This window comes from Caballeronia sp. HLA56 (genome assembly GCF_054655155.1).
The window spans coordinates 1,084,041-1,106,042 of record NZ_BAAHOB010000002.1; the positions used below are offsets into that span (position 1 = coordinate 1,084,041).

Genomic DNA, 22,002 nt, shown 5'->3' on the forward strand with positions numbered 1-22,002 from the left:
GCTTAACGATTTTGTGAACGCAACGTAACGGCCCAGAAAACGAGCGCAGCCACACTTACGGCGAACCCGAGGACGCAGACACCCATCCAGCCCGCTTGCGCATACACGTAAGTGGACGCCGCCGCGCCGATACCGCTCCCCGCCGAATAGAAAAGCATGTAGCAGCCCACGAGACGCCCGTGCGACGCAGTCTGGCCGCTCAAAATCATGCTTTGATTGACCACGTGTACTGCCTGGCCGCCGAGGTCGAGCAACGCGATTCCCACCATCAACGCGATCATGCTCTGCGACATGAGGCTTATGGGTATCCATGAAGTCACAAGACAGATCAGCGCGATGCCAGTGGTCCACTGCCCGAGACCTCGGTCGGCCAGATAACCTGCCCTCGCTGCGGCCAGCGCCCCGATTGCGCCGACCAGCCCGAACGCGCCGATCTGTGTATGCGACAGCGAGTGCGGCGGCGCGCTGAGCGGCAAGACCAGCGCGCTCCAGAAAATACTGAACGCCGCGAACATGAAAAGGCCGATCACGCCACGAACCCGCAACACGCGCTCGGATGCAAGCAGCATGAACATCGACCTTAGCAGTTGAGCGTAGGTCAGCTTGAGCGGGCTCATGCGCGCCGTCGGCACCGCGTTCCAAAGCACGAGCAGCATGACGGCCGCCAATAGACCCGATATGAAATACACCGAGCGCCATCCTGCAAGGTCGGTAATGACGCCGGCGAAGCAACGCGCCATGAGCAACCCGACTACCACGCCGCTTTGCGCGGCGCCAACTACGCGACCGCGTTCCGATTGATGCGCAAGTGTCGCCGCGTACGCGATCAATCCTTGCGTCATCGCGGTGCCGAGCATCCCGACGCCGACCATGCCGATGAGCAATATCGCCGGCGAATGCGCGAAGCCGACCATGGCCAGAGCAGCCGTGAGAAAGACGAGCTGAATGCACATCAAGACCTTGCGGTTAAGCAGATCGCCAAGCGGTACGACCAGCAACAAAGCCAGCGCGCAGCCAACTTGCGTTGCCGTGATGACGCCACCAACGGCTGCCTGCGTAATGCGGAAGTCTTCGGCAATGGCGTCGAGCAGGGGCTGCGCGTAGTAGACGTTCGCGACACTCACCGCGCAGCACACTGCGAGCAGCAAAACGAGGACGGACGGCAGTGAGCGAGGCGCATCTTCTGCGGGATTGTCGTTTTGTTCTGTCGCGTCGCACGGTGTGCTTCCGGCATTCATGGATCGCCCTGCCCTTATATCTTTAACTAGTTTCACAATGCAACTAGAATCCAGTCTAGGGAAACTTGTTTTAAAATGCAACTGGTTGAGGTGGGTCGCTAAGACAGATATCGGTTCGGATTTGACTGGAGAAATGCAAATGGCGCAGCGCAAAAGTCTTGCGGATTCATCGTGTCCCGTCGCACGGGCACTCGATATCGTGGGCGAGCGATGGGCGCTGCTTATCGTGCGCGATGCGTTCGACGGCGTGCGGCGCTTCGGCGAGTTTCAGGAAAGTCTCGGGATCGCGCGCAATATTCTCACGGACCGCTTGCGACTCCTCGTCGATGCGGCCGTGCTCGAAGTGGTCCCTGCGTCGGACGGCTCCGCTTATCAGGAATATGCGCTAACGCCGAAGGGCGAAGCGCTGTTCCCTGTGATTGTCACGTTGCGGCAATGGGGTGAAGCCAACCTTTTTGCACGCGGCGAAAAGCACTCGCAGCTAATCGATCGCGCGAGCGGTAAGCCGGTGGCTAAGCTGACGTTGCGTACGGCTAGCGGTATCGCACCCGCGGCGCGTGGAACATACGTTAAGAAAGTCACGGTGTGACGATCTTTTTCGGTGTGAAAGGCACTCAGAACAATTGCACGGTCTCCGTTTGACTCGTTGCCTTCCGCGCGTCGACGGATTCGTCTGCGGTGCCGACACGAGTGCATTGTGGCTTAGCGAGTTCGAACCATCATTCGATTGACGCCATTGCGTGCGGGCTCTCCTTGCCATGTACTCTCGGCACTCGACAAAAGACCTTCAGAGCGCAGCCGCGTCTGCCTTGGAAATCGTGAGTCGGAGACAAGTCCCAAAGGTGTCGGTTTGTGACGTTCACTTTCCAGAACGCTGTCTGCCGCTTTAATACACCCCCAATTTCGAATGCGTATGGACGCTTGCCCTTAAAAGCCGTTTTTAGCATTTTTAACGTTTGGATTCATTCACTTAGAAAATAGTAACCGCCTTGGTGGCTTGCTTGGCATGCCTCTCGCATATGTAGCTGCGAGCGCAACAAGTTATCGCTCGACCAACCCAACCACTTAGGAGATTCACCATGCTGACGATCAAAGACCTCGCCGCTTCCAAAGAACTCGGCCGTGCTGAAATGGGCGCTATCAAGGGCGGAAGCTCGTTCTTCTCGAATGGCGGTTTCAACAGCAACGTTCAAGCAGGCGGCGTGTCCTTCGCTTCGCCGCAAGCGAACATCGCACCTGTCACGCAAGTCGATGCATCGACCACCACCAACGTCGATCTCAAGACCGTCAACAAGTCGATTACCGCCGTGGGCAGCCTGCTCGGCGGCATGGCGCTTTAATTCACACCATCCAATCACACTGTTTAGGAGATTCATCATGCTGACCATCAAGAACCTCGTTGCTTCCAAGGAACTCGACCGCGCTGAAATGGGCGCCATCACGGGCGGTAATTCGCTCTTCTCGAACGCCGGTATCAACAGCAACGTGCAAGCTGGCGGCGTGTCGTTCGCTTCGCCGCAAGCGAACATTGCACCTGTTTCGCAAGTCGATGCATCGACCACCACCAACGTCGATCTCAAGACCGTCAACAAATCGATCACCGCTGTGGGCAGCCTGCTCGGCGGCTTGGCACTTTAATTCTCACCACCCAAACACATTTCTTAGGAGATTTATCATGTTGACCATCAAGAACCTTGTTGCTGAGAAAGAACTCGATCGCGCTGCAATGGGCTCCATCGCGGGCGGATTCTCGATCTTCTCGAACACCGGCGTCAACTCGAACTATCAGGCAGGCGGCGTGTCTTTCGCGAGCCCGCAAATCAACGTCGCACCGGTCACGCAGGTCGATGCCTCGCAACACACGAACGTGGACGTCAAGAGCATCACCAAGTCGGTCGATGCGCTCGGCAGCATGTTCGTCGGCATGAAGGTCTGAGGCCTCGCAGGCTCAGAGAGGGAAGGACCACGTGCCTTCTTCTCTCGTTGATTCTTGCCGATAACGTCCGAGCCTCAACGAGAGGACCGTATCTCCTTGCGGCCCTCTGGGTGAACTGCTTTTTTTGGCCCGCTCTTTAGCGGGCTTTTTTTCGTTGGCTGTCGCACGGTATTGAGTTGGAAGCTGATGACTCTCCGAACAGCCCTACACTGTCTCTTCGAACTGAAGCTATTCGCTCTATACGGCGAAAAAAAAAGGCGTCCGTTACTTGCGACAGCCGTTGCGTCCTTTAGCCGGCCGAACAAACGTAAATTCCTTGACTCTTTCCTAGCGTGGCCGAAACGTCGGTTTCGCTTCGTTTCGAGTGGCGATTACCGAAAGACGACTGTCTTGGTTGTCAACTCGAGTGCGAGGGTTTGCCTGGCAGAAGCGCTCATCCGCGAGCGCTATATCGGCGGACACCGGTCACGCAGTTGTCTGTCGCGCTACGCTGCTGGTGGACCACTCCTGCGCTCCCTTCTAGCGTCAAGATGAAACACCGTTTCGCCGCCCAACACAAAAGCAAGGTTGTTGTCCAACAAATGCCCAATCATGTTCCAAAAAAAAGGCAAGTATCGTTAAATTGACGCTTAAGAACCAAGACGGGCATCCGTTAACTGAGTTTCTCTCAAAGAACATGGTCCTCGGGTTAAAGACATGTTCATTCTGGCCGCCCCGCTTTGCGGGCGGCTTTTTTTTGCCGGAAGTAGTAAAGGCTTTTGCTATGGAAACGAAGGTGCCGAGAACAAGAGAACGGACGCTCGGCAGGCAGGAACGCAGGTGAACTGATCTGGACGCCATGGTCAACCGACTAACAAACAACGCTATGGTCCAGTTCCTTCACTGATCGAACAGACACCGTCCAGCATAACCGTCCGAATAACCGAGAATTCATACGGTCCACATTGAGCAATATCTTGCGAATGCCACTCTCGAGACAAGACCCGCGCGTGTTGGAAGAGCACTCGACGCCTTCTCGCAAAGCGGTGCATATCAAGCTTGAGAGCAAAAGAGACGATTCACACGGCGACTTGGACGCAACGAAATTGGACATGCATCCGCGCAACGACGCACTGCGGCAATCGCCTAACGATTGAATCGCACTGCACGCTCACGAGCGAAAGCAATCATGGCGCGCTAAGCAAGCTCGCCACATGAGCCGAGCGCGTCTCATCGGCAATTTCCCGCGCAGTCTTGCCGCGGTCATCCTTCAAATCCCGATTCGCGCCACGAGCAAGCAGTATCGACGCAGTCTGCGCTCGATCGTATCCCGCCGCCCACATGAGCGCCGTCAGATGATTGTGATACGCGGCGTTCACGTCGACACCCGAGTCTAATAGACGCTGCACGATCGCGGTTTGCCCGAGTCCAGCCGCATATTCCATCGCTGTCTTGCCTACGCGATCCGTCGCCGCCGCATCCGCGTGTCGCGCAATAAGCAACGCCACGATCTCATCGTTGCCGTCGAACGCGGCAGCCATCAATGGTGTAATGCCCTGCACGTCAGCCTGGCTCACATTAGCGCCGCGCTCGATCAACAAGTGCGCCATCGGCGTCATGCCGCGCTTGCATGTGCTGATGAGCGGCGTGTCGCCTATACGGTTACGCGAATCGATCTTCGCGCCTTGATCGAGTAGCTCGACCACAGCATGCGTGTCGCCATTGCGAGTCGCGTTAAGCAAGCGTTCGTTGAGCGCATAGGCATCGTCATCGGCATGAACGGAGTCGAGCAACGCAAGCGTCATGCATGCGAACACGAGTGCTTTGCTAATCGGTATGGAAAAGGTCATTGCAGATTAGCGACGTAGTTCGCAAGATTCTCGATGTCCGCGTCGGTCAGGTTCTTCGTCACGCTCGTCATGTTGCCCGCATCGTTCGTGCGCTTCTTCGCGCGGAAGTCCTGCAGTTGCTTCACGATATACGGATACTGCTGACCCGCGACCCGCGGTATTTCGTTCTGCCCTTTCATGCCGCCGAGATGGCACATCGTGCAGAGCACTTCATCGGACTTCTTTTTGCCCGCCTCCACCTTGACCGGGTCGGCCTTGAAATCGGTCGACACGAGTGTCTGCGCCGCGAAGTAATCGGCGAGATCGTGCATGTCTTCCGACGACAGATTGGCGGCCATCGGCGACATGCGTGGATCGCTTCGACGGCCTGCCTTGAAATCGCGTAATTCAAGGAACAGATAGCGCGATGTCTGACCCGCGAGCGATGGATAATCGCCGCTCGTCGAATTGCCGTTCTGCCCGTGGCATGCAACGCATACGACGGCTTTGGCGGCGCCGGCCTGCGCATCGGCGCGCGCGAACGCTGGCATTAAAAACAACAGGCAAGCGACCATTCCCGCTACACGAATGCGTTCGTCTCTCTTGCGTTTCGATGGACGCATCGTCACCTCAAGGCAGCGCAAACACGAGAAGGCTATTGCCACGCTTGAAGTCCAGCTGCGTGTTGCCGCCCGCCGCGACCGCGACGTATTGCTTGCCGTTCACCATGTACGACACGGCCGGTGCGTTCACGCCCGCACCGCATTGGAACTCCCACAACTTGCGGCCGGTACTCGCATCGAAGGCGCGAAAGAGGCCATTACCCTCACCGTTGAAGACAAGTCCTCCCGCAGTCGCGAGCACACCGCCAATCAAGGGCTGGTCCGTCTTGTAACCCCATGCGATCTTGCCGGTATCGACATTCACCGCAACCAGCTTGCCCCACTGTTGCTCGGCTGGAATGGTCTTGAAGGCGCCGCCGAGCCATAGTTTTCCGCCGGGATAAGCGGCGTCTTCAACCTGATACGTCATCGGTTGATGCAAGTTTGCCGCATACGCCATGCGCGTCTTCGGATTGAACGCCATGGGCGACCATTCGACGCCACCGTTCGCGCCCGGCAGCATGCGCGCGCCGGTCGCTGTCGGCAAGGTCCAGACGCCTTCTTGAGGAATCATCGCTTCGGAAATGCGGATGATGTGACCGTCGCGGCGATCATGCACATAGACGAATCCGGTCTTGCCGCCATGAATGATGGCCGGAACCATCTGTCCACTCTTGTCCTTTACGTCGATGAGAATTGGTGGGCTCACTGCATCCAGATCCCACACGTCGTGCGCGATGTATTGGTAATGCCATTCGTACTTGCCGGTATCGAGATCGATGGCGACGAGCGAATCGGTGTAGAGATTGTCGCCAGGACGAATGGCGCCATGAAGGTCCGGCGAGGGATTGCCCACTACGAAATACACCGTACGTGTCGCGCGATCGACCGCAGGCGCCATCCACACACCGCCGCCAAGCGTCTTCTCGAAGTCGTGGCCTTTTTCCGCGAGCGTCTTTTTCTCCGCCTCGATATCGCGCTTCATATTGCGGCCCACGGCGTCGTTCTCGGCCCACACGCCTTCGCTGCCGGAGTCGGGAATGGTGTAGAAGGTCCAGAGCAATTGACCTGAGTTCGCGTCGAATGCCTTGACGAAACCACGTATGCCGTACTCGCCGCCGTTCGTGCCGATCAACACCTTGCCATCGACGACGACCGGCGCCATCGTTTCCGAATAGCCGTCCTCCGGGTCCGCGATCTGCGAGGTCCACACGACGCTGCCGGTCTTTGCATCGAGCGCAACGAGCTTGGCGTCGAGCGTGCCCATATACAGGCGGTCGCCGGCTATGGCGACGCCGCGATTATTCGGTCCGCAGCAAAAGGTCGTAACCGGTCCCATCTTGTGCTTGTAATGCCAGAACTCCTTGCCGGTGACCGCGTCGATTGCATAGACGTGGTTGTAGGAGGTCGTGAGAAACATGACGCCGTTGGATACGATCGGCGCGGTTTCCATCGACTCCATCACCGCCGTCTGGAAGATGAATGCCGGCCTCAACTTCGCTACGTTTGAACGATTGATCTGCGCTGCCGGCGCATAACGCGTCTCGGCATACGATCCGTTCGAATGCAGCCATGAGGCGCTGTCGTTCGCGGCGGCATCGAGTTGCGCCTGCGATATCGGCCGCAATGACGTGGGAACCGGCGCTGTGGCCGTCGTGTTGGCGTTCTGGATTTCGTCGGCAGAGTAAGCCGCAGGCGCTGTAATCATTCCGAAAACGCCGACAAGAGCCGCGACTGAACCAAGCAAAGCACAGGGATAGCCTGCCATGACGGTCTCCTTATTCGTTTTCTTCTGCGCCTGTGGGCTGGATTCGAGATGCGCGTCGCGAAACGCGCGGAATCCGAGAAAAAGCATAGGCAATTTAACGAGGCACTTCCAGAGCGTATTGATACCAGCCGCGCGGCTCGTGCCAAGCGATTCATTCTTCAGCCGACACTTCTATCACCTATATACCCTTCCCGACACGGCCCAAGCTCACACATACGAATCCATTACACGTAAATTAATGGCGCATTCTTGAATGTTCGAAAGCCCATATTCCTTAGCGATTAAACGCTCGTTCTATTCCATTCGGCCTACTACGGTTTACCAAAATAAAAATTCATAACCCCTTCTTGTTCCTTCCTTAAACGTCTCTTGTCGGGAGAATCGCCATGCTTGAAAAAGTCGCGAAGTGCTTGGCCGTGGGTGTGCTTATTTCGGCTTCCTCATTTATTTACGCACACGATTACGACGATGTCCCTACCGGCCGGTGCACGCTTCCACAAGGAACGATTTCTCTCGTCGAACGACAGCTTTACACCGTCGTCAATCTATCCGACTCGAACGGCGGAATTTTCAAGCCCAACCGGATGTGGGCCGCCATCGTCGACCGCGAGGGTCATCTATGTTCGGTCACCAAGACCGGCGATGCATGGCCTGGCAGTCGCGCCATAGCAATAGCCAAGGCGTACACCGCAAACGGTTTTAGCAACGATGCGCTTGCGCTTTCCACCGCAAATCTCTATGCCGCCACGCAGCCGGGCGGATCGCTTTATGGGTTGAACGATTCCAATCCCTTCGACGCGCGCTTCCTGGAACAAGGCAGCGGGATCAACCATAGCGTAGGCGGCGTGATCACTTTCGGCGGCGGCGTGGCGCTCTACGCCGGTGGAAAAGTAATTGGCGGCCTTGGCGTGAGCGGTGACAGTTCGTGCGCCGACCATGCGATTGCCTATCGCATGCGCAAGCTTGCAGGACTTGGCTCCGTGCCTGCTGGCGAAGGACCGAACAACACGGACAATATCAAATACTCGACCGGAGCCTCGCCGATGGGATTCGAACAGCCTCACTGCTTCCCGAGCGATCTAAGCGCAAGCGGAGTCGAGAATATTCCGCACTGACCGCCTTCAATGACGCGACGGGCAGAGGACGGCCCGTCCGACTGATCGGCATCGACGTGTTCCGAGCGCATAAGCGATAAGCGCCCTGTCGATGAGCAAACGATTGCGCCGCTGTCGCAGCCGAAACCAATTGAAGTCGTTTGTCATTGACTGATAGACGCATCTTTTTAGCTTTTGCTTAACGACGCATCGTTCTTTGCGGCATTGTCCATTGCAAGCGAATGAGACTCTCACGCTTAGGTAGCGAAAAATTGCAAGGAACTAAGCCCTTGAGCTTCGTCATCACGACTTCTTAGCCAAAACCTACTCGCATACGTTTGCCACCGTCTCAACGGCGAATGCCGACCTATAGTCACCTAAAAGAACTAACGACCTCTTTAGATGCACGTTAAGCTATTTCCGCTAAAGCAAAAAATTTGCATGCTGTTGGTCAACCGCAAGTAAGACATCCCCGTTAGCTATCGATGCCAGGCATCCGCATGGTAGCGACCTCTTCGCTTGCCGTGATGGACATCGAGCCGAATTCTCTGCAGAGGATCCAGACCTGCTTCGTTTGAAGCGGCCTGTCTCATCCCTCGGCTAGAAAAATCCTCAAAGACTTTTTCTTTTATTCCCTTCATTTTCTTTACTAAAGATATGAAGGCAGAAAGCCAATCGAATTATTACCAAAAATTTCCTAAGCGTTTTTTTAATGACGCAAAGGCCTTGGAGATCAGTGCGTTGAAGATCCTACATAGCGAGTCCTCGAAGGGATGGGGCGGTCAGGAAATCCGTACGCTCAAGGAGATGGTCGCGCTGCGTGAGTGCGGCCATAGCGTGGAACTGCTGTGTCCGAGCGATGCACGTCTCGGCATTCGTTCAACCGAGCTTGGCTTCGCCGTGCACCACGCGCGCATGCGAAGCGGCGGCGACGTGCGCTCCATGATGAGAATCAAGGCGCTGTTGCAACGCCGTGCTTACGATGTGCTCAACACGCACAGCGGTCACGACAGTCTGGTTGCCGGCACGGCCGCCCGATTGGCGGGAACGCCTCTCGTCGTGCGTACGCGGCATCTCGCATTGCCTATCAGTTCCCTCGCTACTTATACGTGGATTCCTCATCGCGTCATCGCGGTCAGTCATTTCGTGCGCCGCTATCTGATTTCGGCTGGGGTCTCCGAGAAGCGCGTGGAGACTATCCACGACGGCATCGCGACCGAGCGCGCCACGCATTCGTCGCTGCGAGACGAACTCAAACTCGGGCCGGATGCCACCATCGCATGCATGGTGGCGATCATGCGCGACGAGAAGGGACACGAAGATCTGATCGACGCGGTACGGCCTTTATTCGACACGCATCCACACCTGCATATCGTGATGGCCGGGGACGGTCCCGCTTTCGAACGCATAGAAGGCATCGTGACGCGTCTGGGTCTTGCGAGTCGCATCCATCTGCTCGGTTTTCGTACCGACGTCCCCAACATTTTGCGAGGCAGTGATTTCTTCGTGCTGCCGACGCATCAGGAAGCGCTCGGCCAAGCGTTCATCGAAGCGATGGCCGCGGGCCTGCCCGTCATCGGCACGAGTGTGGACGGCGTGCCCGAATTGATTGAAGACGATGTAAATGGTCTGCTGGTACCGCCGCGCAATCCGCCGGCATTGCGCGCGGCTATCGCTCGCATGATCGATGAACCCGGCTTGCGTGAACGTCTGCGCACCAATGGCATGCGTATCACCGAGCGCGGCTTCACCATTGCAAACATGGCATACGAAACCGCGCTCTTCTACCGGCGCGCATTGAAAGAGAGGGAATCTCGCCGATGAAACAACAAGCGCGCGCCATTCCCGTGTTGATGTATCACCACGTCAGTCCGTCGCCGGGCATGATCACCGTCAAGCCCGAGCATTTTGCGGAGCAAATGGCGTATCTCGCGAGCGCGGGGTATCGCACGATCGGCGCCGTGCAACTCGCGGCGTTTCTACGCGGCGAAGAAATGCCGGAGCGCTCGTTCGTCATTACCTTCGACGATGGCTATCTGGATAACTGGGTCCATGCACATCCGGTGCTGCAGCGTCATGGCTTTACCGCACTGTGCTTTCTCGTCAGCAGCTGGCCGGGCGATGGCAACGTGCGGCCCAATGCAGCCAACGCGCCAGCCCATGCATTGCCCGCACTGCTCGACCATCATGCGGGCGAACGCGCTATCGAAGAAGGACGCGCCGACGACACGATCCTGCGCTGGTCCGAAATCGATGCGATGCGCCATGCCGGCACGTTCGAATTTCATAGCCATACGCATACGCATGTTCGTTGGGACCAAAAGACCGCGTCGGCCGATGAGAAGCGGCAGCGCCTCAGTGAAGATTTGAAGACGTCGCGCGCGACCTTGAACGCGCGGCTGGGCCAGGTATCGGACCATCTATGCTGGCCGCAAGGCTATTACGACGAGGACTATCGCGAAGTCGCACTGGACGCGGGCTTTAGCCACTTCTATACCTGTCATCCCGGCACCAATTCACGCGGGCAAGAGGCATCGAACGAAGCGCGTGGATCGATCCGACGTCTCGAGGTGAGAGATCGCCCGGCATCGTGGCTTCGTTCGCGTATGTGGGTGCATAGCCGGCCGTTGGTGAGCCGCGCTTACCTCAGCGTCAAGCGGTAAGCGGTAAGCGTTGAGCGATAGCCGAACCCGATCTGCGCTCAGTCCTGCTCTCGCCGCACGCGCGCGTCTTCTTCCAGACGCGTGTCTTCGATCTCTTGCAACACGCTATCGAGATCGACAGGGCCAGTGGGCGCTTCGACGTGACCGGTCAATGCGACATCGACATGCAGGCCGCCCGCTTCGAACAGCGACCATATCTCCGTTCCGTAGTCGGTGCGCAGAAGTTTTGGCGCGAACTGACCGAAGTAACTCGCGAGGTTGTCGACGTCGCGCTTGAGCATGGGCGCGGCTTCGTTGTTGCCCGCCGCATCGACGGCCTGAGGCAAGTCGATGATCACCGGACCTTCGGCCGCCAGCAAAATGTTGTATTCCGACAAGTCGCCGTGAATCACGCCCGCGCACAGCATGCGCACGACTTGCTTGAGCAGCATTGCGTGCAGTTCCAGCGCGCGCGCTTCGGTCAGGTGAACGTCGTTGAGGCGCGGCGCCACGTTTCCCGAATCATCGACGACGAGTTCCATCAGCAACACGCCGTCGGTGCAGATGAAGGGTTGAGGCACGCGCACGCCCGCATTGGCCAGGCGAAACAGCGCATCGACCTCGGCGTTCTGCCACAACGCTTCCTGCATTTCGCGGCCGTAACGCGTGCCTTTTTCCATCGCGCGCGCTTGCCGGCTGTTCTTGACCTTGCGGCCATCCCGATACGACGATGCCTGCCGGAAGCTGCGCTGCTTCGCGTCCTTGTAGACCTTGGCGCAACGCGTCGCGTCTTGGCAGCGCACGACGTAGACGGTAGCTTCCTTGCCGCTCATGAGCTGGCTGATGACCTCGTCGATGAGTCCTTCTTCGAGAAGCGGTATGAGGCGTTTAGGCGTTTTCATGCGAGCCTCGGATGGGGCTCGTGGCGCGAGCGTTCGAGATGCGTAACGTTCCGCGAGCGGAAGACTGACGGACCGACGCCATGGAAAAGAGCGGCGCAGCCAAAGGGCAGATTGTGCGATTCATGCCGAATTATACGGGGGTGCGCGCGGACGGCCGCCTCGGCTCCTGTTCGCGCGCCAGAACCACCTCCACCATTGCTCCCACGCCTCCCGGCGCGTCGTGGATCGCAACCACGCCGCCGTGCGCCCGCACGATCTCCTTGGCAATCGCGAGTCCAAGTCCGCTGCCTTCTTCTGCCGATGCCCGGAAGAACGGCTCGAAAACGCGCTCGCGCAACGTCGCCGGAATGCCCGGCCCTTCATCCACGACGCTGACGGTCACGCTAACGTGCGTTTCCTTGGCATCGACCGTGACGCGCGTGCCGCGCGGCGAGTAGCGTATGGCGTTATCGATGAGATTGGAAAACACGGCCGACAAGAGCGGCTCGCTTCCCGTCACGACGAGCGCACCTTCGAACGCTACAGCCAGTTCGATGTCGCGCCGCCGCGCCACGAGCGCGAGCTTCTCGACGGCCAGCGTGATGACCGCGCGTAAGTCCACCGCTTCGCCTTCGTAAGCGGTGTAGTCGGCGGCCTCGGCTTGGGCGAGCATGAGAAGCTGATTGATCAGCGTCACCATTGCGCGGTTGCTTTGATGCATGGCAGTGAGCGTTTCCCTCACTTCGTCTAAACCGTGCTGGCGGCGCGCGTACTGAAGCTGCGACCCGAGCAGCGTAAGCGGCGTGCGTATCTGATGCGCGGCGTCGGCGATGAACCGGCGCTGCGTCGCCGTTTGCCGTTCGATGACATCGAGCGATGCATTGAACGCCGTGACGAGTGGATGCAGTTCCACCGGAAGACCTGTCGCGTCGATTCGCTCCTTGCTCTTGAGCGGATGAACGGCCAAGCCGCTCGCGAGCTTCTCGAGTGGTCTCAACTCGAGTGCGAGCCCGGTGCAGATCAGGATCATGGCAACCGCGATGCTGCCGAGAATATAAGCAATCTGCGGCGTCCAGAGCGATGCAACCAGCGCGTCGCGGGCAACGAGCGTGCGACCTATGGAAACGACCAGTTCGATGGTCTTGCCATTGTCGAACATGGCGCGTTTAAGCGATACGGCGCGAATGGGCGAGCCTGCCACCTGCGCGTCGTACCACTGCGGAGAGGCGCTCAGACGCGTCCGCGGAAAGTCGGATGTTCCCGCGATCACCGCGCCGCCCGCGATCTCGATGCGATAGAACACTTGATCGCCTTCGGGCGTGCCGACGATCTGAATCGTGCTCGGCGATACCGAAGCCACCAGATCGTTGTCGTTCCAGCGCACATCGGCGGCCATCACGCGTGCTGCGGCAAGCAACGCCGCGTCCTGCAGCAGATCGGCCGTGCGCCGTGCGTTCAAGTGCGTGGCCCATCCCGCGACGATCCCGAAGATCGTCGTCGGAACGATCAGCCAGATCAGGAGCCGCGCGCGCAGGCTATGCTTGCGGCTCTTCATGTTCCAGCAGATAGCCGAGCCCGCGCAACGTAATGATCGCAGCCGTGCTCTTTTCGATTTTCTTCCTGACCCGCGAGACGTAGATCTCGATGGCGTCGCCGCTCGGTGGCGCGTCGCGGTCGTTCAAGGCTTCGGCGAGCACGGCCTTCGAGACCGTCCGCCCGGTTTGCAGAATGAGCGCTTCGAGTACCGCGTGTTCGCGCGGCGTGAGCGACAGCGCGTCATCGCCGACGAAGAATTGCCGCCGGTCCATGTCGTAGAGCAAGGTGCCGCAGCGTAAGCGGTTCGAGCGCACCGGCGCGTGCCGCCGCGCAAGCGCCTTGATACGCGCGATCAGTTCGCGTTCGTCGAACGGCTTGACGACGTAATCGTCGGCGCCATCGGCCAGGCAAATCACCTTTTCGCCGATGTCGCCCGTGGCCGTCAGAACCAGCACGGGCGTGTCGTTGGCCTGGGCGCGCATGCGCCGCAGGACCGCCTTGCCCGACATGCCGGGCAGGTTGAGGTCGAGCAGCACGACGTCATAGCGCGTGCCGGCGAGCGCCGCTCCGGCGGTTTCGCCATCGGGCACATGCTCGACGAGGAAGCCCTCGTCGGTCAGCGTCTTGCTCAGCCAGTGCGCCAGCTGGCGGTTGTCTTCGATCAGCAGAAGTTTCATTGCTCCGGAACGCTTTGCCACCGGTATCCATTGCGGGCTTCGCGCGACCGGTAAAGGACGAGCGTCGCGATTGCGCCGCACAGCGCGGCCACGGCCATCCATGCGCCGGGCGCCGCCTTGTCGCCGGTGAAGTGGATCAGCGACGTCGATATGGCCGGCGTGAAGCCTCCCACCATCGTGGCGAGGCTGTACGCCATCGAAAAACCGGTCGTGCGCACGTTCGCCGGCATCAGCTCGGTGAGCGCGACCACCATCGCCCCGTTGTACCACGCATAGAGCACCGAGAGCCACAGTTCCACCGCGAGCAGGCGCTCGAACGACGGCGCCGCGACGAGCCATTGCATCGCCGGATACGAGGTCAGGATGGTCAGCGCGGTAAAGATGAGCAGGATGGGCCGCCTGCCGACGCGGTCGGACACGGCGCCGGAAATGGGCAGCCACACGAGGTTCGACACGCCCACGCAGACGGTGACGATAAGCGAATCGAGCGACGAAAGATGCAGCACCGATCGGCCGAAAGTGGGCGTGTAGGTCGTGATCAGATAGAACGACGCGGTCGTCATGATGACGAGCCCCATGCCCGCCACGATCAGCCCGGCGTTCTCGACCATCGACATCATGATCTCGCCCATGCTCGGATGATGCTTGCGCGCGGCGAACTCGTCGGTCTCGCGCAGCGTGCGGCGAATCATGAACAGGAACGGCACGATCAGGCAGCCGATCAGAAACGGGATACGCCAGCCCCATGCGTTGACGTCGGCGACCGGCATCAACTGATTCAGCAGCACGCCGAGCGAAGCCGCGAAGATCACCGCCACTTGCTGGCTGCCGGATTGCCACGAGCAGAAGAAGCCACGCTTGCCCGGCGTCGCGATCTCGGCGAGATAAACCGACACGCCGCCCAGTTCGACACCGGCCGAAAAGCCCTGCAGCAACCGCCCGATCAGCACGACGATGGGTGCCGCCACGCCAATCGACGCGTAGCCGGGAACGAACGCCACGCACGCGGTGCCCACGGCCATGAGCCATAGCGAGAGGATCAGGCCGCGACGACGCCCGTGGCGATCGACATACGCGCCGAGCACGAGCGCGCCGACCGGACGCATGACGAAGCCCGCGCCGAACACCGAGAGCGAGAGAAGCAGCGAGACGAACTCGTTATCCGAGGGAAAGAACGTGTGCGCAATCGCGCTCGCGTAATAAGCGTAGACGGTGAAGTCGAACATCTCGAGAAAGTTGCCGCTGACCACGCGGAACACTGATCGAAACGGCGATTCGGTACGGCCTTGAATAACGGATGCCATGAGGTCCCCTTCTGCAAAAGGACGAGTTGCGTCACCGGCGCGGCACTGCGAGCGCCGGAAGAAAAAAGTCATGCGATGCCTGTGAGTGAAGCGGTCAACCGATTTCCATGACCGCCTTACCGGACTGACGACGTTCTTCGAGCGCGGCATGCGCCGCCTCGACGTTATCCATCGTGTAGCGCCCGTTGATCTCCACGCGCAACGCGCCTTCGACGATGGCGGCGAAGATGTCGTCGGCACGTCGCTGCACGGTGGTCGCATCGGCGAGATGGTCGGCCAGGCGCGGGCGCGTGAGAAAGAGCGAACCGGCCTCGCCGAGTTCGTACGGATCGAGGTCGCGCATGGGACCGGTGACGGAGCCGTAGTTCACGATGAGTCCGCGCACACGCGCTGCCCGGAAGCTGTCGCGCAGGGTACTCTTGCCGACCGCGTCGAACACGACGTCGACGCCACGGCCGTCGGTCAACTCGCGGGTACGATCCGCGAAGCCGCCGTTCTCGTAGAGCAGCACGTGATCGGCGCCGCGCGCCTTTGCGATGGCCGCCTTGTCCGGGGTGCTCGTCGTCGCGAATACTTCCACGCCGCGCCGTTTTGCCAACTGCACGAGCAACTGGCCGATGCCGCCCGACGCCGCATGCACGAGGCAAGTCATTCCCGCTTCGAGCCTTGCCACGTCGTCGAGCAGATAGTGCGCGGTCGAACCCTGGAAGATCGACGCGGCCGCGACGTCATAAGCAATCGCGTCCGGAATGCGTGCGAGCCGCGCAGCGGGCACGATCGCATAGTCGGCGTAGGCGCCCCACGAGATGCACCACGCGACTCGGTCGCCCTTGCCGCACGAGGTCACGCCCGCGCCCACGGCAACCACTTCGCCCGCGCCTTCCATGCCGAGCGTGCATGGAATGCTCACGGGATAGGTCCGCGAATCGCGATACTTGCCTTGTCGCGTGTGAACGTCCATGAAGTTGATGCCGGCCGCGACGACGCGCACCAGCACTTCTCCCGCACGCGGCTTCGGAATCTCGATATCGACGCGCCGCAGCACTTCGGGTCCGCCGTACTCGTGAATTTGAATGGCTCGCATCGGCATGTCTCCATTGAAATGAAGGTCGCGGCGCGTCAGTGCGCGTCGGCGACGAAACGGTCGGTCCAGGTTCGCGTGAGATCGACGTGACGCGCCGATACCTCGGTATCGATGTCCGCAAGGGTCGCGAGCACGGTCGATGGCGCACTGGCGGGCATCCGGCCTGTCGAGGAGAACGCCGGCTTCATCACGGACAAGGCTTGGCGGTAGATTGCCGGGTCGTTGCCCTTGAGCGATGCCGGCATGGCGGCCTCGATATCGGCTTCGCTGTGTGTGCCGATGAAGCGCAGCGCGTCGAGCAACGCGTGCGCGAGCCGGCCGGTTTCATCCGGATGCGCGTCGATCCAGTCGCGCCGCATGTAAAGACAGGCACCGACGTATGGGCCGCCCAGCTGGCTTTGCGTATCGGCGACACTGCGTAAGTCGACGAGCGGCTTTGCCGCGCCGCGCGACAAGAGGCGCGTGGCGGTGGGCTCCTCGGTCATGACGGCATCGACGTCACCGCTCGAAAGCGCTTTGTCGAAGGCGGCTTCATTGGCCAGCGGAACGATGGTGTAGGCGTCGGGCGCGAGGCCGGCGCGCGTGGCGAGGTAGCGCGTGAGAAAGTAAGTCGATGAACCGAAGCCCGTGACGCCGAGGCGCCGGCCTTTGGCATCGGCCATGTTGCGCATGCCGTTCGTGCCAAGCTCGATGAGTCCGGCCGACTGCCCGAGAACGATGACCGACTGCACGTCCATGCCGCGGCTTTGAAGACCGATGGTGTGATCGTAGAAGCCCACCGCGCCTTCGATTGCGCCCGCGACCAGTTCGGTGGAAGTATCGATGCCGGCCGGCACGGACAGCACGCGCACGTCGAGCCCTTCCCTGCGGAAGTAGCCAAGCCGATCCGCGAGCACGACAGGCAGATAGATGAGCTTGGCCGCGCCGCCGGTCATGAGCCGGATCGGCTGCGCGAGGCTCACCTGAGCCACGCATGACGCGATCAGGCAAATGAGTGCGCGGCCAAGCGGTCCTGCACGACGCGGCATCGAAGTCTCCTTGTTATCTGGGCGCCTGTCGTCGCAGGCGTCGTGATGTCGAGGAGTATAAGAAACCGCGCCCTTCTGAATGCTTTCCGCGAAGCATCTCTTTTCTACGTAGTTTCCCGACGCGCGAACGGTATGCGATCGCGCGCGGCCTCAAACCGGATGCTGATCCGTTCGCATGCCGAGCTCGGTTACGCTCTCCTGAGTTTTGGAAGAGCGAATAAACCGTTTGGCGAGAAACGCGCGAATCGGCTCTTCTACGAACTTCGTCAGGAGCACCGCGCACACGATGGTAATCGCGCAAGTTGCCAGCATGGGCGCTACCGCATACTGGTTCGCTTTTCCGAAGTACATAAAGACCGCCTGCCCGATCGGATAGTGGATCAGATAAATCGGGTAGGAAATCCAGCCAAGAAAACGCGCGATATTGATATCCACCGCCGATGTGCAACGTACAGTCGATCCGAACGCCACCAGCCACGGCGCGACGCCGAAGATAACGAACATCGGGTAAATCCCGTGCAGCGACATGGGAAAGAAAAACAGAACGAGTACGAGCGTGAACAGAAAGTAAATATTGGCGAACGCGCGAGGTACGATCGCGGTCGCGATTCTCGTGATCGAATCTTTCTTGTTGTAGAGAAATACACCCACCAGGAAACCGAAGGCCACGCGGAAAAATCCGCCGTCGAACCGGCTGCCGGACCAGCCCTGCTCGAAATCGAACAGACCGTGGCCATGCAGGTCGATGGTCGTCAGCGCGCTCGTCGTCAGGAACGCCGCCGCGCTCAGAAGGATCATCTTGAATATCGAGCGCATTTGCAGCCTGACGATCAACACGAACGAAAGGCTGGCCACCATTTCGAAGAAGAGCGACCACGCGGGGGGATTACTGGGGAAAATGGGACCGCCCAGTTCGCCGATATATGGCGCGAGAAACGAGTTATAGAGCGTCGAAGAAATGATGTTCCCCGACGAGAAGTTCGTGAGCCCCTCGCGCCCCGCCTCGATGAAAACGGGTAGCCCGATCAGCAGCGAAAATATGAGCATCGGATAAAGCCGGATAATGCGTCTCTTTATATATTCCGCGTTGGTCATGCCGTTCTGCAACCGAGCGCCGTAAGAATGCGCGATGACAAAACCGCTCAGCACGAAAAATAAATCGACCGCTTCATAAGCGTTCCTGAAAAGCATTTCCTGACTGAGGTGGGAAATCATGACCGCGAGCGCGGCCACGCCCCTGAGGCCGTCCAGCGCCTCATATCTATTGTTGGTCTCTGCCATTAATCCCCCGCTGCCTTTTTTGTTAGGTTTGCGCGAATTTACCAATCGTGAAAATTTTGAAAAGTGCGGTGGAGTACGGTGTCCCGATACTCGTGCAGAACATAATCTTACGATTTTCTAATTTACCGAATCTATTTGTAATTATCCGCAGTCGAGGCTTAGCTCGTCTCTTCTAACGCGTAGCAATGGATTGCGCAAAGGCTTCACGGAACATCGGAACCAGGCGCTTGTTGCCGAATTCGCTCAGGTGATCCGCGTCGTAGTACAGCGGTCTCAGTTGCTGACTCGCCCAGCATCGCCCGTGATCGCAAAGGCGCGGCTTGGGATCGAGAAGTTTGATGCCGCATTGCGACGCCGCCGCTTCCTGCGCCATCCGCACGACATGGTTACGCCTGTCGTAGTCGTCGAGCGGAATGGACAGGTCGTTGGTGCCCCGCTTGAACATCAACTGACGCGACACGGCTTGCGGCACCTCGAATGGCATCTCCGGCACCGGCTGCACGAGATAGACCGGATGCGACTTCGCAATCAGACAAGCCGATGCCACGAGATGCTGCGCATACTCCGCGAGGAACGCGGGCGTCGGCGAATCGTACGGGCGCGAGAAATAGACCAGCGGATGGTGACTGAGTGCGCTGCCATCGATCGGACCCAACGCATAGTCCGACGTGCGATTGACGATCAAGACGGGGATGGCCGAGTCGATCGATGCCAGCTTGCGCAAGGCCCAAGCGTTGAAGTTGGCGCATTGCTCGTCGGCATCGCGCGAACCCGGGACCGCATGCTCACCGTAGATCGTCGGACAGCCCGAGTAACTCAGCTCCATGATCGAACCGTTGGGCAGTGCTTTCTGGACGGCGCTCACCATTGCATCGGCGTGGCTGTCGCCGAGCACGATCGCCCGAAGTGGACCACTGCCGAACGTACAAGCCGGCGATTTGCCTCCGGACGACGCGAGGCATTGGTCGCGCATCGGGCTGAAATCGAGTTGCTCGTTCGCGGCCATGTCCCACAACTCCGGCACGCGGTTGGGGACGTGCTGATATCGCGCGCCAATGGCGACGAGGGTCACGCCTACCATCGCCGTGCCCAGATACAGCAAGCGTGCGGGCTTCGTCGCGCGAGCGAGATATGCGCGCGTCGGCCGTTCGATGAGTTGATAAGACGCCTCGCCAAGCAGCACGGCCGCAACGATACCGCCCGCGATACTCATGGGATCGTGCAGACGATCGGAGTAGACCAGCAACACCGCGACCGGCCAGTGCCAAAGGTAGAGCGAATACGAACGCGTGCCGAGCCATTGCACGATGCCGTTGCCCGTGAACATGGAGCGCTGTCTCGATGCCGCGATGACCAACGCCGCGCCGAGCACGGGCACGATTGCAGAGCCGCCGGGCCAACTGAGGCTGGAATCGAAGCGCACGACCGCCAGCGCGATCAACGCAAGTCCGACGCCTTCGAGCACACGCGTGAGCGCGGCGGGCAACTTGCGCTGTCCGGCGTAAAGCCAGACCATGCCTCCGGCGAGCATTTCCCACGCGCGGCTTGGCAGGAGATAGAACGCGGCGGCGGGCCAGCGCCACGTGGCATAAATCGACCAACTCAGCGACGCCACGCCTGCAGCGGACAACAGCGCAATGACACCGGCTCTGCGCCGCCAGCGCCATGCGAATGCGGCTGCGAGCGGCAGCAACAGATAGAACTGCCATTCCACGGACAACGACCACGTGTGCAGGAGCCACTTCTCATGCGACGCCGAATCGAAATAGCCGGAGCGTCTCCAGAAAAGGACATTGGAAACGAACGTGAGCGCGGAGGCCGCGTTGAGCGAGAGCTCCCGATAATCGACATGCACGAGCCAGAACCAACCGACTCCGAGCAAGACTACGCACAACGCGATAAGCGGCGGCACGATACGCACCGCGCGCGACAGATAGAAATCGACCAGCGAGAAGCGGCCGCGCTCGAGCGCCGCGACGACGATTCCAGTCATCAGAAAGCCAGAAATGACGAAGAACACGTCGACACCGGCGAAGCCGCCGGAAAAACCCGGAATGCCGAAGTGAAAGAGGACGACGGGAAGCACTGCCCACGCGCGCAGGCCATTGATGTCGTAGCGGAACGCCGTGCGGACGGCGGATTCCGCGCGCCGTTCGCCAGCAAGGCCCGTCTCGGCGGGCATTCTCGTTGTTTGCATGGATTTGTTTTCTAAGGTCTGGATGGATCGAGGCGCGGTCTAAAGAATTACGGCGCCGCCTCCTTCAGCAATCGTAAGAACAATAACCGGGTTGTTTTGTTGCTTCCGCTGAAAACGATGTCGCTGGGTTCGTTAGCGCACCAGGAGTGTTCGCGACGTGCCAGCGGCACGCGGTTAGATAGGCCGCCAGCAAAGGGCCGAGCGGCGATGCGGTCCAAGTGTTCACCCTGAAAACGAAGAAAGCGTTGAGTTGTTCTCGCGCCACGACATGTTGTTTGTTCGATTATTCGCGGCACGCGGATGACCTCGCCCTGCCGACGTCACGCAAACGTCAATGGTTCAAACAAGAGTGTTAATCTCCCCGACGGTGGCTTGAAAGCATCAAGTCCCGTACTCGTTGACGCACAAGCGTTCGTCTCAATTCGACGCCGGGGTTCTCGGCACGCGGATTGCCTTAGACGCTTCCATGCCGCGGGATCTGCTCGCGGCCGACTATCAACATCAAGAGGACAATATGAAGATCGTAACTAAAGGCATTCTTGTCTCGGCACTGACGCTCGGCTTGTCGTGCGGCGCGTTCGCGCAAGGGAATGGCGCGGGCGAGCCGGGCAGCAACGGCGCGGGTCGGGGTGGCGTCGGCGTCGGTACGCCCAACGGCGACGGCGAAACCGGCTCGCCTTCGGGCCCGACCGGCAAGCACTCGACGTTTCCCAAGAAGCACTCGAAGGCCAAGAAGAGCAGCAGCACGACGACGAACGCCGCGCCGCAGTAAGGCGATTTAGTCGCGGATTCAATCGCGCATCGAGAATCAGGCGGGCATGCTCCTGTTGGCGCGTGCCCGTTCGCCGCTCAAGCCTCTGCTTTGAGAAGTCGAGCGCATGTCCAAGTACTTAAGGCGAAACCGACAACGCCCACGCCTCGAAGCC

At 59.6% G+C, this 22,002-nt stretch carries 20 protein-coding genes; 8 read left to right on the top strand and 12 right to left on the bottom strand.

The features are described 5' to 3' along the window. Nucleotides 1-2: 2 nt before the first annotated feature. On the bottom strand, nt 3-1,238 hold the full coding sequence (locus tag ACYQ47_RS11320) for an MFS transporter (protein ID WP_459905428.1): 1,236 nt from the start codon (nt 1,236-1,238) through the stop codon (nt 3-5). Between the two features lie 139 nt (nt 1,239-1,377). On the opposite strand from ACYQ47_RS11320, the gene ACYQ47_RS11325 reads away from it, so the two are divergent. The 4 genes from ACYQ47_RS11325 to ACYQ47_RS11340 all read left to right on the top strand — a co-directional run bounded on the left by ACYQ47_RS11325 (nt 1,378) and on the right by ACYQ47_RS11340 (nt 3,174). After that, nucleotides 1,378-1,827, top strand: a complete 450-nt coding sequence (locus ACYQ47_RS11325) for a winged helix-turn-helix transcriptional regulator (protein ID WP_250494688.1) — start codon at nt 1,378-1,380, stop codon at nt 1,825-1,827. 490 nt (nt 1,828-2,317) lie between these two features. After that, complete coding sequence (locus ACYQ47_RS11330) at nt 2,318-2,578, top strand: hypothetical protein (RefSeq protein ID WP_459905429.1); 261 nt, start codon at nt 2,318-2,320, stop codon at nt 2,576-2,578. Nucleotides 2,579-2,615: 37 nt separating this feature from the next. Further along, on the top strand, nt 2,616-2,876 hold the full coding sequence (locus ACYQ47_RS11335; RefSeq protein WP_309936315.1) for a hypothetical protein: 261 nt from the start codon (nt 2,616-2,618) through the stop codon (nt 2,874-2,876). A gap of 37 nt (nt 2,877-2,913) precedes the next feature. After that, on the top strand, nt 2,914-3,174 hold the full coding sequence (locus ACYQ47_RS11340; protein WP_309958589.1) for a hypothetical protein: 261 nt from the start codon (nt 2,914-2,916) through the stop codon (nt 3,172-3,174). Nucleotides 3,175-4,340: 1,166 nt separating this feature from the next. Here ACYQ47_RS11340 and ACYQ47_RS11345 read toward each other — a convergent pair. Genes ACYQ47_RS11345 through ACYQ47_RS11355 form a run of 3 tightly spaced genes read right to left on the bottom strand, consistent with a single transcriptional unit; the run spans nt 4,341 to nt 7,292 of the window. Beyond that, nucleotides 4,341-4,958: an ankyrin repeat domain-containing protein gene (locus ACYQ47_RS11345; RefSeq protein WP_459905494.1), complete on the bottom strand. Its 618-nt coding sequence runs from the start codon at nt 4,956-4,958 to the stop codon at nt 4,341-4,343. A gap of 41 nt (nt 4,959-4,999) precedes the next feature. Further along, on the bottom strand, nt 5,000-5,557 hold the full coding sequence (locus ACYQ47_RS11350; protein WP_250511255.1) for a c-type cytochrome: 558 nt from the start codon (nt 5,555-5,557) through the stop codon (nt 5,000-5,002). A 55-nt stretch (nt 5,558-5,612) separates the two neighbouring features. Continuing rightward, nucleotides 5,613-7,292, bottom strand: a complete 1,680-nt coding sequence (locus ACYQ47_RS11355) for an outer membrane protein assembly factor BamB family protein (RefSeq protein ID WP_459905430.1) — start codon at nt 7,290-7,292, stop codon at nt 5,613-5,615. 446 nt (nt 7,293-7,738) lie between these two features. On the opposite strand from ACYQ47_RS11355, the gene ACYQ47_RS11360 reads away from it, so the two are divergent. The 3 genes from ACYQ47_RS11360 (at nt 7,739) to ACYQ47_RS11370 (ending at nt 11,109) form a co-directional block, all read left to right on the top strand. Further along, a complete protein-coding gene (locus ACYQ47_RS11360; RefSeq protein WP_459905431.1) occupies nt 7,739-8,467 on the top strand; it encodes a GlcG/HbpS family heme-binding protein in 729 nt (242 codons plus the stop codon). Nucleotides 8,468-9,187: 720 nt separating this feature from the next. Further along, entirely contained in the window at nt 9,188-10,270 is a 1,083-nt protein-coding gene (locus ACYQ47_RS11365; protein ID WP_250468210.1) for a glycosyltransferase family 4 protein, read from the top strand. Then, entirely contained in the window at nt 10,267-11,109 is an 843-nt protein-coding gene (locus tag ACYQ47_RS11370; protein WP_244830331.1) for a polysaccharide deacetylase family protein, read from the top strand. The genes ACYQ47_RS11365 and ACYQ47_RS11370 overlap by 4 nt, the downstream gene beginning before the upstream one ends. Nucleotides 11,110-11,147: 38 nt before the next feature. Here ACYQ47_RS11370 and ACYQ47_RS11375 read toward each other — a convergent pair whose 3' ends face one another. The 8 genes from ACYQ47_RS11375 to ACYQ47_RS11410 all read right to left on the bottom strand — a co-directional run bounded on the left by ACYQ47_RS11375 (nt 11,148) and on the right by ACYQ47_RS11410 (nt 21,076). Then, complete coding sequence (locus ACYQ47_RS11375; RefSeq protein WP_250527562.1) at nt 11,148-11,990, bottom strand: PA4780 family RIO1-like protein kinase; 843 nt, start codon at nt 11,988-11,990, stop codon at nt 11,148-11,150. Nucleotides 11,991-12,120: 130 nt separating this feature from the next. Continuing rightward, complete coding sequence (locus tag ACYQ47_RS11380) at nt 12,121-13,524, bottom strand: sensor histidine kinase (protein WP_310392389.1); 1,404 nt, start codon at nt 13,522-13,524, stop codon at nt 12,121-12,123. Further along, nucleotides 13,505-14,182 carry a response regulator gene (locus ACYQ47_RS11385; RefSeq protein ID WP_459905432.1) on the bottom strand — a complete coding sequence of 226 codons (678 nt, stop codon included), beginning with the start codon at nt 14,180-14,182 and terminating at the stop codon, nt 13,505-13,507. Before ACYQ47_RS11385 ends, ACYQ47_RS11380 begins: the two co-directional genes overlap by 20 nt. Continuing rightward, nucleotides 14,179-15,486, bottom strand: coding sequence for an MFS transporter (gene tcuC / locus ACYQ47_RS11390; protein ID WP_250468206.1), 1,308 nt, complete (start codon nt 15,484-15,486; stop codon nt 14,179-14,181). Before tcuC ends, ACYQ47_RS11385 begins: the two co-directional genes overlap by 4 nt. A 94-nt stretch (nt 15,487-15,580) precedes the next feature. Next, nucleotides 15,581-16,570, bottom strand: coding sequence for a quinone oxidoreductase family protein (locus ACYQ47_RS11395; protein ID WP_250468205.1), 990 nt, complete (start codon nt 16,568-16,570; stop codon nt 15,581-15,583). Nucleotides 16,571-16,605: 35 nt separating this feature from the next. Then, nucleotides 16,606-17,598, bottom strand: a complete 993-nt coding sequence (locus ACYQ47_RS11400; RefSeq protein WP_250468204.1) for an ABC transporter substrate-binding protein — start codon at nt 17,596-17,598, stop codon at nt 16,606-16,608. A 150-nt stretch (nt 17,599-17,748) separates the two neighbouring features. Further along, nucleotides 17,749-18,924, bottom strand: a complete 1,176-nt coding sequence (locus ACYQ47_RS11405; protein WP_459905433.1) for an acyltransferase family protein — start codon at nt 18,922-18,924, stop codon at nt 17,749-17,751. Nucleotides 18,925-19,051: 127 nt separating this feature from the next. Beyond that, nucleotides 19,052-21,076 carry an acyltransferase family protein gene (locus ACYQ47_RS11410; protein ID WP_459905434.1) on the bottom strand — a complete coding sequence of 675 codons (2,025 nt, stop codon included), beginning with the start codon at nt 21,074-21,076 and terminating at the stop codon, nt 19,052-19,054. 514 nt (nt 21,077-21,590) lie between these two features. Here ACYQ47_RS11410 and ACYQ47_RS11415 point away from each other — a divergent pair. Next, nucleotides 21,591-21,848 carry a hypothetical protein gene (locus tag ACYQ47_RS11415; RefSeq protein ID WP_244830318.1) on the top strand — a complete coding sequence of 86 codons (258 nt, stop codon included), beginning with the start codon at nt 21,591-21,593 and terminating at the stop codon, nt 21,846-21,848. The last annotated feature ends 154 nt before the right edge of the window (nt 21,849-22,002 follow it).

Coding starts and splice junctions, on each gene's coding strand:
- ACYQ47_RS11360 (WP_459905431.1), top strand. CDS start 7,739: ATGCTTGAAAAAGTCGCGAAGTGCTTGGCCGTGGGTGTGCTTATTTCG.
- ACYQ47_RS11325 (WP_250494688.1), top strand. CDS start 1,378: ATGGCGCAGCGCAAAAGTCTTGCGGATTCATCGTGTCCCGTCGCACGG.
- tcuC (WP_250468206.1), bottom strand. CDS start 15,486: ATGGCATCCGTTATTCAAGGCCGTACCGAATCGCCGTTTCGATCAGTG.
- ACYQ47_RS11400 (WP_250468204.1), bottom strand. CDS start 17,598: ATGCCGCGTCGTGCAGGACCGCTTGGCCGCGCACTCATTTGCCTGATC.
- ACYQ47_RS11340 (WP_309958589.1), top strand. CDS start 2,914: ATGTTGACCATCAAGAACCTTGTTGCTGAGAAAGAACTCGATCGCGCT.
- ACYQ47_RS11345 (WP_459905494.1), bottom strand. CDS start 4,958: ATGACGCTTGCGTTGCTCGACTCCGTTCATGCCGATGACGATGCCTAT.
- ACYQ47_RS11395 (WP_250468205.1), bottom strand. CDS start 16,570: ATGCGAGCCATTCAAATTCACGAGTACGGCGGACCCGAAGTGCTGCGG.
- ACYQ47_RS11350 (WP_250511255.1), bottom strand. CDS start 5,557: ATGGTCGCTTGCCTGTTGTTTTTAATGCCAGCGTTCGCGCGCGCCGAT.
- ACYQ47_RS11380 (WP_310392389.1), bottom strand. CDS start 13,524: ATGAAGAGCCGCAAGCATAGCCTGCGCGCGCGGCTCCTGATCTGGCTG.
- ACYQ47_RS11355 (WP_459905430.1), bottom strand. CDS start 7,292: ATGATTACAGCGCCTGCGGCTTACTCTGCCGACGAAATCCAGAACGCC.
- ACYQ47_RS11385 (WP_459905432.1), bottom strand. CDS start 14,182: ATGAAACTTCTGCTGATCGAAGACAACCGCCAGCTGGCGCACTGGCTG.
- ACYQ47_RS11335 (WP_309936315.1), top strand. CDS start 2,616: ATGCTGACCATCAAGAACCTCGTTGCTTCCAAGGAACTCGACCGCGCT.
- ACYQ47_RS11320 (WP_459905428.1), bottom strand. CDS start 1,238: ATGAATGCCGGAAGCACACCGTGCGACGCGACAGAACAAAACGACAAT.
- ACYQ47_RS11375 (WP_250527562.1), bottom strand. CDS start 11,990: ATGAAAACGCCTAAACGCCTCATACCGCTTCTCGAAGAAGGACTCATC.
- ACYQ47_RS11410 (WP_459905434.1), bottom strand. CDS start 21,076: ATGCAAACAACGAGAATGCCCGCCGAGACGGGCCTTGCTGGCGAACGG.
- ACYQ47_RS11415 (WP_244830318.1), top strand. CDS start 21,591: ATGAAGATCGTAACTAAAGGCATTCTTGTCTCGGCACTGACGCTCGGC.
- ACYQ47_RS11370 (WP_244830331.1), top strand. CDS start 10,267: ATGAAACAACAAGCGCGCGCCATTCCCGTGTTGATGTATCACCACGTC.
- ACYQ47_RS11330 (WP_459905429.1), top strand. CDS start 2,318: ATGCTGACGATCAAAGACCTCGCCGCTTCCAAAGAACTCGGCCGTGCT.